At 62.8% G+C, this 14355-nt stretch carries 1 protein-coding gene; it reads right to left on the reverse strand.

Annotated features, from left to right (window positions below):
• Positions 1-426: 426 nt before the first annotated feature.
• On the reverse strand, positions 427-13872 hold the full coding sequence (locus AWY79_RS18545) for a VCBS domain-containing protein (protein ID WP_066802144.1): 13446 nt from the start codon (positions 13870-13872) through the stop codon (positions 427-429).
• Positions 13873-14355 lie beyond the last annotated feature (483 nt).

Genomic DNA, 14355 nt, shown 5'->3' on the forward strand with positions numbered 1-14355 from the left:
AGGGGTGATTTAAGGCGATTGTAGACGATTTTGATATTTATCCACAATAGGCTGTTAAAAAGAAAATGTTGCCTGAAGAGTTTTCCCCTGAGTTTTGCATATCGAAGGAGCTATGCAACGTATCGAATTCATGTATGAAAGAATGGCAATGGCAGAGGTGAAAAAAAATGTGACTTTTTTTAACGCCTCATAAAGTCCCGCTGATGATGCCTCAAGTACTGTCAAGATCGGCTTTTCAAAATAATCAAAACAATGGCGGGTAGTTGTGGTTTCGCTTGACGCGAAATCGATGGCTGGCGGCCGGCGGGGCGCCGGAAAAAAGGTAAGGGCAAGGGGGAGCAAAACAAAAAAAGGAACCGCGTTTTGGACGCGGTTCCCTGCGTGGTCGGTGAAAACGGCCCGGCCGGGGGGCCGGGCCGTTTTGGGTTAGCTCGAGTGGTTGCCGCCGGAGTTGATGATCGACTGAATGAGGGTATTCAAATCGTCGCCGGTGCTGATGGGCTCGGGAGTATCGGGGATATGGTTCATATCGGGGTTCACGCCCTGGAGAATGACGGTCATGTCGTGCTGGCCGTCCAGGTCGGTGAACACCAGGTTCAGATCGGAGTTGTTGACGCCCGAGGTCGAGACCTCCACAGAGACCTTTCCGTCTCCGATCAGGTGGTCGATGGCGAACAGGTCTTCACCCTGGTGGAAGTCGGTGACCGTCATGGTCCCGTCTCCGCCGTTCAGGTAGCTCGGATCGATGGTGATGGTGTCGGCACCCTCGCCCAGGGTCACGGTGTCGTGGCCGGAGCTGATGAAGACGTTGTCGTCTCCGGACAGGCCGAAGAGGATGTTGTCTCCATCGTCGCCGAGCAGGATGTCGTTACCGGTGGTACCGACCACTACCGAGCTGTCTCCGGCAACCGTGATGGGGAATTCCAGCGTTGCCATGCTGGTCATGCCGTCGGAGTCGGTAATCTGGTATTCGAAGGTTTCGACACCGGGGCCATTGACCGAGTTTATCAGGGTCGAGTCCACATGGTACTCGAAGTGTCCGTCCGTATGCAGGGTCAGGTCGCCGTATTGGCCATGGATGACGCCGCTGGTGGCGCTGCCGTCGGTGGTGGCGTCCGCCAGGGAGACGTATCCGTCCGCACCCGAAGCACCGAGCACCGTGAGTTCGGTCCCGGTCCCGTGGGTCTGCACATGATCGACGTCTTCGGCGTCGAAGTCGTTCAGCAGCACATTGCCGGTGAGGGTGGACGGGGTCATGGTCGCGGACACCCAGTCGACGCTCGAGGCAACCGCGGTGGCGTTCAGGGATTCCAGGTAGAAGGAATCGTGCTTGTCGTCATTAGCACCGATGGTGATGCTCGTGATGTTGCCGGTGGCGGTGAACACTCCCTTGGAGTAGGTGCCGGTGCCGCCCTCCACGTGGAACGAAGGAGTGTCGCTCTTGCCCTGGATGTCTCCGAGGGTGATCGTCACCGTGGCCTGCGGCCTTTCGAAGGTGATGATCATGTCTTCGTCATAGTAGCCGTCGATGTTGTTGGTTTCGTCACCGCCAGGCTCGCCGGGGTTGTTGACGCCCAGCCCGCCGGTGCCGACCTTGGCCACGTTGGCGTCATCCCAGTAGTTGAAGATGAAACCGTCGTGGATGCTCTCCGCGCTGATGGTGAAACCATCGCCGTGATAGACTCCGTCGGAGATCGTGCCGTTGAAGTTGGTCTCATCGATTACCGGGGTGTTGTGATAGCCGGGCGTGAGCTGCATTCCGGCATAGACGTCGTTGACCGCCACCGGGGCGTCGTCGGCGCCGTTGATCATGAAGCTGACGGTTTCCTCGGCGGTGCCGCCGTGTCCGTCGGATACCTGATAGGTGAAGGACTCGGTCCTTGATTCGCCGGTGGACAGCGCGTCGGCCGCGGGCTGATCGGGGACATAGGTGTAAACGCCATTGGCGCTGATGGTCAGCGTTCCGTACGTGCCGGTCACGACTGCGGTATCGGCATCGTCCGCGCCGGAGCCGACATCGCTGAGGTCGGTGAAGAGGCCGTGATTGGCTTCATCGCCGAGTGCTATGCCGACCACTGTCAGGTCGTCGCCGTCCGGATCCGTGTCGTTGTCGAGTACGTTGCCGGTTGCGGTCGTGCCTTCGGTGCTGGTCACGGTCAGAATGTCCTGCAGCAGTCCATTCAGGTCCTTCGGGTTATCGAGGTTGATGCCATTGCCGTCTTCGTTGACCTGGTTGATGTACTTCATGGAATCGCTACCCATCTCGATACCGACGCCTGTGACATGGGTGTTGCTGTGCAGTGTCGCCAGATCATCCTGCCAGTTGTGCGTATTGTTGGGCGCGCCGTCCGACATGAATATGACCTCGGTATCGATGCCGTTAGACTCGTTGGTCACCCAGTTGTTGGCCGCCTGGAAAGCCGCCTCGTAGTTGGTCGAACCGTAAGCGTCGAAGCCGGAGATGAAGTTGATCCCTTCCTGGTACCCGGTTGTCGCCGGGTCGCCGGTCAGCGTGATGGTCTTACCTTCGGTGTTGCCGTCGAAGTCGATCAGGCCGACCTTGACCGAACCGCCGCTGATGTTGACCTGCTCCTGGAGACTATCCAGCATTTGATAGAGAGCCGCCTTGGCTTCGCCGATCCTGTCGTGAGTGGACATGGACCCCGAGGTGTCCACGATCAACAGGTAGTTGACCGGGTTGGACTCGAAGTTGGTGCCGCCTTCCGTGACGACATTGATGTCGTTGGCGGTGCCCGGCAGATCCTGGAAGAGGTCGGGCGACGTCACGGGGTCATGGTTGGTCGAGATGACATCCAGGGTCACCGTGGCGGAATCCGTCAACTTGCCGTCGGAGACGGTGTATTCGAACTGTGCCGGGCCGGTGTAGCCGTCCTCCGGGGTGAAGACCAGGCCGGTCTGCCCGAGGTCGTTGGTCTCCATGGTCACGGTGCCGATCAGGTTGTTGTTGCCGTCGTAGACGTTGTGATCGTAGTCCGTGATGGTCAGCGGGTCGCCCTCGGGGTCGGTGTCGTTGCCCAGGACGTTGACGAACAGGGAGCCGTCTTCGTCCAGGGTCAGCGGGTCGGCTGCGGAGCCGTCGTCCACCGCGTCGGGGCCGTCGTTCACCGGGGTGACCTGGATGGTCACGGTGGCGGTGTCTTCCAGCTCGCCGTCGGAGACGGTGTACTCGAACTGCGCCGGGCCGTTGTAGTCGCCCACCGGGGTGAAGACCAGGCCGGTCTGTCCGAGGTCGTTGGTCTCCATGGTCACGGTGCCGATCAGGTTGTTGTTGCCGTCGTAGACGTTCTGGTCGAAGTCCGTGATGGTCAGCTGGTCGCCTTCGGGGTCGGTGTCGTTGCCCAGGACATTGACGAACAGGGAGCCGTCTTCGTCCAGGGTCAGCGGGTCGGCTGCGGAGCCGTCGTCCACCGCGTCGGGGCCGTCGTTCACCGGGGTGACCTGGATGGTCACGGTGGCGGTGTCTTCCAGCTCGCCGTCGGAGACGGTGTACTCGAACTGCGCCGGGCCGTTGTAGTCGCCCACCGGGGTGAAGACCAGGCCGGTCTGTCCGAGGTCGTTGGTCTCCATGGTCACGGTGCCGATCAGGTTGTTGTTGCCGTCGTAGACGTTCTGGTCGAAGTCCGTGATGGTCAGCTGGTCGCCCTCGGGGTCGGTGTCGTTGCCCAGGACGTTGACGAACAGGGAGCCGTCTTCTTCCACGGTCAGCGGGTTCTCGGCGGAGCCGTCGTCCACCGCGTCGGGGCCGTCGTTCACCGGGGTGACCTGGATGGTCACGGTGGCGGTGTCTTCCAGCTCGCCGTCGGAGACGGTGTACTCGAACTGCGCCGGGCCGTTGTAGTCGCCCACCGGGGTGAAGACCAGGCCGGTCTGTCCGAGGTCGTTGGTCTCCATGGTCACGGTGCCGATCAGGTTGTTGTTGCCGTCGTAAACGTTCTGGTCGAAGTCCGTGATGGTCAGCTGGTCGCCCTCGGGGTCGGTGTCGTTGCCCAGGACGTTGACGAACAGGGAGCCGTCCTCTTCCACGGTCAGCGGGGCGGCTGCGGAGCCGTCGTCCACCGCGTCGGGGCCGTCGTTCACGGCGATGACCTTGACGGAAGCCACGGCGCTGTTGCTGGGCTCGCCATGGTCGTCGTAGACCGTGATGGTGTACTCGCGCAGGTTTTCGATGTCCTCGGTGGAGGGGTTGTCGGCCAGCGGGTTGTCCGAGTTGTTGCTGAAGGTCAGGGTCTGGAGCATGGCCTCGTAATCGGCCTTGGACGCGACGCCTTCAATGGTCCAGGTGACGGTGCCGTCTTCTTCGTTGTAGACCTGCCCCTTGTCGTCGAAGCCCGTGGTGTCCATGGACAGGATATCGCCTTCCATGGGCGTGTAGGTGATGGTGATGGAGGACATGTTGTCGGAATCGACGTCCGAGATGTCCACCGCGCCGGTGACGTGCACCGGTCCGTCGCCCTCGGTGAAGACCACCGGGCCGCTGTCCGGGCCTGCGGCGCCCGGCTGCTCGTCGGCCAGGATGTCGTCGAAGTCGTCGTCATCGCCAGGGGTCTTGTAGCCGTCCACCAACTGGTCGTCGACCTCCACTTCATAGTCGTGGTTCGGGTCGTCGCCGAAGGTGGCCTCGGTCTCGTTGGGGTTCAGGTCCATGTTGTCGAAATGGACGTTATAGGTGGTCTGGTGGCCCTGGTCGTCGGTGAAGACGACGTCCCATTCACCGGTGGTGTCGTTCCACTGGAAGGACGGGGTGCCCTGCGGGGTGGCCCCGTTCTGGACGTCCACCAGGAAGTAGTGCAGGTCCGCGCCGTCGCCGTAGGTGGTCAGCACCTCGCCGGGGGTGGCGTCCTGGACGTCTTCCATGATGATCTCGGGGTTGACCGGCACGCCGTCGGCCATCTCGTAGATGCCGAGCATGTTGTGGTAGCTGGCCTCGTGGTCCACGTAGACCACCTGCCCGGCGGACAGGTCCAGGGTCGGGCCGTCGTTGGTTCCGGTCACGGTGAATTCGGCCGTGGCCGTGTCGGTGCCGCCCTTGCCGTCGTCCACCTGGTATTCGAAGGAGACGGTCTTGGTCTCGCCCGCGGCGAGGTGGTTGTAGGCCGAGTCGGTGGCGTCGAAGTAGACGTTGCCGTCGGCATCCATGGTCACGCCCGCGGGGAGGTCGTCCACTGCGGAGTAGGTCAGGGTGTCGGGAGCGTGGGCGGCGTCGCCGATGGTGTCCACATCGTCGTCGTTGGTGCCCACGTTGCCCACCAGGTGCAGGCCGTTGGCCGCAGTGCCGGTGGACCCTTCGGCGATGGAGCCGAAGGTGTCGTCCCCGGCCACCGGGGCGTCATTGAGGCCCTCGACCGTGATGGTCAGGGTGGAGGTGTCGGTCAGGCCGCCCTCGTCGCTCATGGTATAGGTGATGACTTCCTTGGGATCGTAGTCTTGCACCAATCCTTCTTCGGCCGCGGTGAAGGTGTAGTCGCCGTTCGAGGTGATCTGCAGGGTGCCGTAGTCGGTGGCGAAGGAGCCGTTGTAGGCGCTTTCCTGGCCGTCCACGGTGATGGTGTCGTTGGTGAAGTCCACGACGGTCACGGTTCCGTCCGCAGCCGTGTAGGTCAGGCTGGTCAGGGACGGGGTGTCGTCGTTCGGGGTGTTGTCGCTGTTGTCGGGATCGACGGTGTTGTCCAGCACGTTGCCTTGCGCGACCTCGGCGGTGTTCAGCACCCCGTCGGGCTCGGTCACGGACACGGTCTCGTTGTCGTCCACCGGGGCATCGTTCACCGGGGTGACCTCGATGTCCAGGGTGGAGGTATCGGTCAGGTTGCCGTCGGAGACCGTGTAGGTGATCTGCGGCACGTCGCCGTTGAAGCCGTCGGCCGGCTCGAAGGTGTAGTCGCCGTTGGCGTCGATCTGGATGGTGCCGACGCCGTTGATGGTCACCTTGTCGCCCGCCTCATGGGTTTCGGAGTCTCCGGCCACCTGGAAGGAGTCGATGTGCAGGCTGTCGCCGTCCACATCGGACGCATTGTCGAGCAGGTTGCCGGACTTGTCGGTATCCTCTGCGGTGGACACGGTCTCGTTGTCGTCCACCGGGGCGTCGTTCACCGGGGTGACCTCGATGTCAAGGGTGGAGGTATCGGTCAGGTTGCCGTCGGAGACCGTGTAGGTGATCTGCGGCATGTCGCCGTTGAAGTCGTCGGCCGGCTCGAAGGTGTAGTCGCCGTTGGCGTCGATCTGGATGGTGCCGACGCCGTTGATGGTCACCTTGTCGCCCGCCTGATGGGTTTCGGAGTCTCCGGCCACCTGGAAGGAGTCGATGTGCAGGCTGTCGCCGTCCACGTCGGACGCATTCTCGAGCAGGTTGCCGGACTTGTCGGTATCCTCTGCGGTGGACACGGTCTCGTTGCCGTCCACCGGGGCGTCGTTCAGGCCGTTCACGGTGATGACCAGGTCGGCGGTCTGGGCCGTGGCGTCGTTGTCCACGGTGTCGCCGTCGGTCATGGTATAGGTGAAGGTCTCGGTGGGCGCATCGCCGGGCCGCAGGGTGTCGTCGGTGGCCTGGTAGGTGTAGCTGCCGTCGGCCTTGATGGTCAGGACGCCGTACTCGGTCGCGAAGGAACCGGAGTAGGGCTCGGCCGCGCCGCCGTCCACGGTGATGGTGTTGTTGACGAAGTCGATGACCGTTTCATGGCCGTCGGAGTCCTTGTAGGTCAGCGCGGTCAGGGACATCTCGCCTTCGGTGTTGTCCGGGTCGATGTCGTTGCTGAGCACGTTGGCGCTGACCGAATCGGCGTAGGTGTCGGCCGGGGTCAGGTCGTTGGGCTCGAAGACCGAGGCGGTGTCGTCCACGGCGGTCGGGTCCTGGTTGACCGGAGCGTCGGGCAGGATGTCGATGGTCACGGTGGAGGGGCCATTGGGATCGGTCAATCCCTCGGAGTCCACCGGGGTGTAGTTGAAGGAGTCGCTGCTGGAGAACTCCACGTCCACGTAGGACAATTCCCAGTTGGAATAGTTGCCGTCACCGTGCTCTACGGTGCCGAAGATCAGCTGGTCGAAGGTCACGCCCTCGCCGAGCAGGCTCGAATCGATGACCATGGTCTGGTAGATGTCGCCGCCGCTGCCGCCGTCGGTGAACACGCCGTTGATCATGCCGTTGTTGACTTCGCCGGAAGCCACCAGGACGCCGTCGCTGTAGGCTTCCCAAGTGGCGAAGGCCTTTTGGTCGCTGCCCGGGTCGAAGTAGCTGCCCAGGCCGGAGAAACCGACCTCGGCGTAGGACACGTCCGCACCGTCGAAGGTGATGGTGATGGTCTCGCCGGCGTCCAGGCCGTTGTGGTCGGCGTTGGCGATGCCGTGGCCGATGTGGCTGGCGTTGGGCTCGGCGTACTGCTTCAACGCCTGATCCTGGTTGATCTGGGTCTTGATGATCACGTCGTCGTTGCCGTCGCCGTCAGTGTCCAGCTTCAGGATGCGGGTCTGGCTGTCGCTCCACTCGCCCCAGTTGTTGATTTCGGCGTCGCCGGAGTTGCGCGAGCCGAGGAGCACGCCGTCGATACCCTCGGAATCGGGCACGTAGGTCAGCTCGTTGAGGTCGTAGTGGGTGGAGTTCAGATCGTCGAGTTCCACCGGGTTGCCGTCGCCGTCAAAGAGCGTGCCGTGGTCGGGCAGGTCGGTGATCAAGACGTCGAGGGCCTGGTAGTCGTCCTCGGGGTCGGAGACGTGGTCGTCGGAAGGATCGGTCGCGTCCTCGCCAAGGAAGGGTACGGGAGCGCCGCCCAGGCCGACGTGCATGGTGAAGTCCTCGCCGGAGGGCGGCTCGTTCACGTCGCCGATATTGATGGTAATGTCCACATCCTGGCCGATCGCGCCCTGGGAGTCCACGGGGGACACGGTCACGGTGTACTTGCTGCTGGCCTCGTAGTCGAAGGCCACGCCGTCGGCGGTCAGGATCTTGTCGCCGTCCACGATGAACAGGCCGTCTGCGGTGACGTCGTTGCCGTCCGCGTCCAGGACCTGGTCGATGACGTAGTGGACCGCCTGGCCTTCCACGTCGGTGGATTCGAGCTGGGCCACGGCCACGGAGCCGGGCACGTTCTCGTCGATGGTCAGGATGACGTCGCCGTTGCCGTCGATGGAGTTCACGGCAACGTTGTCGATGCCGAAGGACTCGTTGTTCAGGGGCTCGTTCAAGTTGGAGCCGAGGCCGAGGGTGATGGTGTCGCCGGGGTTCTCCACGGTGATGGTCACGTGGTGGATCTGGTCCTCGTAGCCCGCGAAGCCCAGGTTCTGGGTGCCGTCGGTCACTGCGGAGAAGGTCCAGTGGATGACCGTGCCGTCAACGGTGATGGTGCCGGAGCGGTCCGTGTTGTCGATGGTGCTATCGTCGCGGAGGCTGCGCTCCAGCGGGATGTCCACGTTGTTGCCGTTCACGGTGAAGGTCAGGACGTCGTAGCCCCAGGAGGTGTTGTTGCTCAGGGTCCAGGAGTCGATCTCGTAGACGTCGAACTCGATGGTCGCCTTGTCGGCGCCCTCCGCGACCTCGAAGGTCTTCTCGGTTGCGTCGCCCTTGCCGAACCGGCCGAGGAAGTCGGTGAACGCGCCGGAGGTCTCGGTCACGGTGTTGTCGGTCCAGCCGGAAGCGCCGTCCTCGAAGTCTTCCACCGGGGCGGAGACGTTGGTGATGACCGGGGCGTCGTTGGTGCCGTTCACGGTCACGGTGACGTCATGGTTTGCGGTGCCGTCCTGGGACTCCACGGTGAAGGTCTCGGTGAAGGACTGGTTGTCGCCCAGCTGCTGGACCACGTCCAGGGTGTTGTCGATGTCGTAGGACCAGGAGCCGTCCGCCTTGATGGTGAAGGTGCCGCCCTCGTCCGTGGTGATGGAGTAGTCGCCGTTGGCGTCGAAGGAGCCGGTGTATTCGGTGCCGTTGTGGGTCACGGTCGGGGCCAGGGTGGCCTCGTCCACGGTATCCACCGGGGTGCCCACGGAGTGGTCGTCCGGGTCGGACACGGTCAGGTGGCCCTCTGCGTGCAGGGTCTCGGCCGCGGGCTCGACCACGAGGTTGCCGAACTGGTCGTACTGCGCGGCCGGGTTCTCATCGCTGGCCTGGAAGTCGTCGGTCTTGTTCGGGTCGTCGTTGGACCAGTCGATCTCGGTGACGGAACCGGTGTCGGTGTCGCCCAAGGTGCTGGTGTCGATGGTCGCGCCGTCGTTGGTGCCGGTGACCGTGAAGGTCACGGTGGCGGGAGCCGAATCGGCCTCGCCGTCGTTGGCCACGTACTGGAAGGTGACCGTGAGGGAGTGGCCCTCGGCCAGGTTGTTGTAGGCCGGGTCGGAGGCGTCGAACAGGACTTGGCCGTCAGGGGTCAGGGTGACGCCTGCGGGCAGGTCGCCGTAGGGGCTGTAGCTTGTGATGCTGTCGTTGACGTCGATGTCGTAGTCGGCGCCGTTGCCGTTGTCGTCGCCCACGTAGCCGAGAGACACGGCGGTGCCGGCCCCCTCGTCCACGTTGCCGAGATTGTCGTCCTTGGCGATGGGGGCGTCGTTCACGCCGTTGACGGTCACGGTCACGGTGTGGGTGGTGCCGTCCTCGGACTGGACGGTGAAGTCGCTGGTGTACTTCTCGCCGGTGCCCATGCCCTGGACCGAGGCGTTGCTCACCTCGTAGTGCCAGGTTCCGGATGCGTCCATGGTGAACTTGCCGCCGTGGGAGTCGACCAAGGGTTCGGTGATGGCCTTGAATACGTTGTCGGCGTTGTCCACGTCGCTGGCGGTCAGGGTGCCGTCGGCGGTGAGCATGCTGTTCACGACCTGGAAGTCCTCGGTCATGGTGCCGGTGTCCACGCCGCCGATCTCGGCGGCGTCGTTGGTGCCGATGATCTGGATGCTCAGGGTGGCGGTGTCGTTGGCCAGCAGCGGATCGTTCACGGTGTAGTGGAATTCGTCGTAGGCGATCTCATCCTGGGCCAGGGCCTGGGTGTCGCTGTCGTTGTCGTTCAGCACGTACTTGTAGGTGCCGTTGTTGTAGATGGTCAGCTTGCCGTAGGTGCCGTTGATGGTGGTGCCGAACAGCGGCATGACCAGGGCGTTGCCGGAGGCTCCTTCGGCACCCGCGCCGGCGGAGATGACGTAAAGGGAGGAGTGGGCGTTGTCGATGTCGGCGTCGTTGGTCAGGACGTTGCCGCCGGCGACGTTGTCGCCCGCCTCGTCCACGCCCGCCTCGACGATGGAGCCGTACTTCACGTCGTCCACGGCCACCGGGGCGTCGTCGCTGCCGTTGACGTGGATGACCAGCTTGGCGGAAGCGTATCCGCCGTTGTCGTCGGTGATGGTGTAGGTAAAGGTGTCGGTCTTGACGTCGTCGACGTTGAGCTTCTGGACGTTCTCGGCGTTGTCGTTGAGTTCGTAGCGGTAGGTGCCGTCGGACTGGATGTACAGGACGCCGTATTCGCCCGCGATGGAGGTCTCGCCGGTTTCGGCCACGTCTTCGGAGTTGCCCGAAACGTCGTTGGAATCCACGTGGGTCACGGACAGGGTGTCGCCCTCCACGTCGGAGTCGTGGCCGACCACGCCGAGGATGCCGTCGATCACGTTGCCGTGGGCGTCGAATCCGTCGGTGTAGAAGCCCTCTTCCTTGGCGAGACCGGCGTCGTCGTTGGCGATGGGGGCATCGTTCACGCCGTTGACGGTCACGGTCACGGTGTGGGAGGTGCCGTCCTCGGACTGGACGGTGAATTCGCTGGTGTAGGAGTCATCGTTCCCCATGCTCTGCACGGAGGCGTTGCTGACTTCGTAGTGCCAGTTGCCGGACGCGTCCATGGTGAACTTGCCGCCGTGGGTGTCGGTCACCGGCTCGGTGATGGCCCTGAACACGTTGTCGGTGTTGTCCACGTCGGTGGCGGTCAGGGTGCCGTCGGCGGTGAGCATGCCGTCCAGGGAGACGTTGAGGTCCTCCGTCATGGTGCCGGTATCCACGCCGCCGATCACGGCCGCGTCGTTGGAGCCGATGATCTGGATGCTCAGGGTGGCGGTGTCGTTGGCGAGCAGCGGATCGTTCACGGTGTAGTGGAATTCGTCGTAGGCGATCTCATCCTGGGCCAGGGCCTGGGTGTCGCTGTCGTTGTCGTTCAGCACGTACTTGTAGGTGCCGTTGTTGTAGATGGTCAGCTTGCCGTAGGTGCCGGTGATGGTGGTGCCGAAGAGCGGCATGACCAGGGAGCTGCCGGGCGTCCCTTCCTCGCCCGCTCCGGCGGAAATGACGTAGAGGGAGGAGTGGGCGTTGTCGATGTCGGCGTCGTTGGTCAGGACGTTGCCGCCGGCGACGTTGTCGCCCGCCTCGTCCACGCCCGCCTCGACGATGGAGCCGTACTTCACGTCGTCCACGGCCACCGGCGCGTCGTCGCTGCCGTTGACGTGGATGGTCAGCTCCGCCGAAGCGGTGCCGCCCTGCTCGTCGGAGATGGTGTAGGTAAAGGTGTCGGTCTTGACGTCGTTGACGTTGAGCTTCTGGACGTTCTCGGCGTTGTCGTTGAGTTCGTAGCGGTAGGTGCCGTCGGACTGGATGTACAGGACGCCGTACTCGCCCGCGATGGAGGTCTCGCCGGTTTCGGCCACGTTTTCGGAGTTGGCCGGGACATCGTTGGAGTCCACGTGGATGACGGTCAGGGTGTCGCTGTCCACGTCGGAGTCATGGCCGACCACGCCGAGGATACCGTCGATCACGTTGCCGTTGGCGTCGAATCCGTCGGTGTAGAAACCTTCTTCCTTGGCGAAGCCGACGTCGTTCGTCGCTTCGGGGGCGTCGTTGGAGCCGTGGACGGTGATGGTCAGCGTGGCGGTGTTGCTGTAGACGCCGTCCGCGTAGCCGTTGGTGACGGTGTAGGTGAAGATGTCCTGCGGATGATCATCCTCGTTGAGCTTCTGCACGGAGTCCCATTCATTCTGGAGCTGGTAGTCGTAGGTGCCGTCGGCGTGAATGGTCAGGGTGCCGTATTGGCCGTTGATGGTCACCGAGGCGTCGGGGTCCATGTTGTCGTCGGTGTACAGGGAGCCGTTTTCCTCGGTGTTTTCGGAGGAAACGGAGGAGACGAACATCTCGGTGTCGTCCACGTCGGTGTCCTTCCCGGCGCCGTTGTCTTCGCCGAGGATGACGTTGCCGGAGACCAGACCGGTGTAGTCCTGGTCCTCCATGTTCTTGATACCGAACTCGACCACGGAGTTCTCGTCGGCGTATGCCACGGGCGCGTCGTTGGCGCCGTTCACGGTGAAGGAGATGTTGGCGTAGCTGAAGGCCCCGGAGTCGTCCATGATGCCGTAGGTGAACTGGTCGACGTTGTCTTCGCTGTTGTAGTTCAACGCGTTGAGGGCGTCGTAGGCCTCGCCGTCATCGGCGGTGTAGAGCTGGTAGTCGTAGGAGCCGTCGGTGTGGATGGTCAGGGTGCCGAACTGGCCGTGCACGGAGACTTCGCCGTTCGGGTCCACCTGAGCCACGTCGTAGGTCTGTCCATCGGCGGGGACGAAACCGGAGTTGCCCTCGCCGGGCAGGTCGTAGTCCACGGTCTGGGTGGCGTGGGAGTAGACGCCGACCACGAACATGGACTGGCCGTCGGGGGAGTCGCCGCCGTCCACGTCGGTGTCGGCCACGCCGCCGGCGTCGTCGCCCGCGAGCACGTTGCCGTGGACCGTGGTGTTGGAGGCGTCGTGGTAGTCGTGCGCTTCCTCGTCATGGACGTCCACCTGGGAACCGCCCTCACCGAGGTCCGGGTCGTAGACCGAGGCGTGGAGGCCGTAGCCTTCGGAGTCGCCGGTCTCGACGGCCTGGACGTTCATGTCGTCGTGAGCCACGGGCATGTCGTTGGTGCCGGTGACGGTGATGGTCAGGGTTGCGGAGTTGCTCTCGCCGCCCACGCCGTCGACGATGGTGTACTCGAAGACCTCGTCATAGGTGTCGCCCTCGTTGAGGACGTCGGCCCAATCCTGGTTCAGGGTGTATTCCCAGTGGCCGTCGGAGTCGATGATCAGCACGCCGTACTTGCCCATGATCACGGTGTCGTCGCCCTGGACTTCGACCGGCGGGGTGTCCACGCCGTCGTGGTTTTCGCCCACGTGGTCGATGGTGACCATACGCATCAGGGCCTGGGTGCCGTCGACGTCCACGTCGTTGTCCATGACGTTGCCCTCGATCACACCGGGGGTCTGCGGGGGGTTGGGATAGTAAATGAAGAATCCGCCGCCGGAGGCCAGGGGAAAGTATTCGCTCACGTGGCCGGGCAGGTCGCCGCCCTCGATCTGGGCCAGGGCGTCGAGGTAGGCCTGCTCGCCGTCCACGAACATGACGTTGCGGCCGAGGTCGAAGTCGGCGTCGCCTTCTTCGGCGATGGCGGCGGTGTCGTCATTGGCGATGGGAGGAACATTGCCGAGGACGCCCGCAGCGGTCAGCGGGGTGTAGGCGGCGAAGGCGTCGCCCTGGCCGCCCAGTGCGGTCAGTCCGTCGAACATGGCGCCCGCGTCGTCGCTGTACTCGCCGGCGCCCGAGCCGCCGCCGTTGGCACCGGCTGCGGTCTCCAGGTCCTCGGCGGTCTGGTCCGCGCCCTCGAAGGCGAAGAGATATACGTCGCCGGCCACCACCTCGCCGCCGAGCATCACGAAGGACGGCAGCGAACCGCTGTCTGCCAGCTCCTGGTAGTTTTCCAGGATAACGGTCCCGCCGCCCTCGATGGCGATTTCGAGACTGCCGTCCTTACCTACGAATTCAGCTGAAGAGAGGTCGAAATCGAACTGGACCGGGATGTCGGGCGAAAGGGTGTAGCTCTGGATCTTGCCGGTGCCGGGGAGAGAGACGTGCAGGGAGCGGGTGGTAGGTTCAGCCATGGATTCCTCCGAATCGATAGTATAAAATTGGAAATGATTCCTGTTTAAGCTTTATCAGGCTTCAATTTATATCTGTGGCAAGGTTTTTAGTCAAACATACAAAATATTATTAAACCAGCATGTTAAAGTGTGGAGAAGGCATTCGTGGGGCCGCATATGCAAGGAAATTCTTTGACTCCTTGATTTGCCAAATGGGGAAAATTACACCTGTTTGAATTGTGTTTTCAACAGGACTCTGTTGAAAAAAAGTTTTGTTGGGAATGGTTATCCCCAAGCCCTTTCCTTCGATTTGTAGCCATAACCACTTGAAATAATGTGATAAAAAATGATGCAAATCAGGGCGGCCATTTGCCGGGTTAATTTGCAAGGGCAGTATGCCCGGCTGGAGGCAAGGAAAAATGCTCTACCAAGGGAGGAGGGCTAAACGCTGCAATACCGGCAAGTTCCGTTGTGAAGGAACCGGGTGGAGGCGGGCTGGCGCAA

It is taken from the genome of Pseudodesulfovibrio indicus (genome assembly GCF_001563225.1).
Taxonomy (GTDB): domain Bacteria; phylum Desulfobacterota; class Desulfovibrionia; order Desulfovibrionales; family Desulfovibrionaceae; genus Pseudodesulfovibrio; species Pseudodesulfovibrio indicus.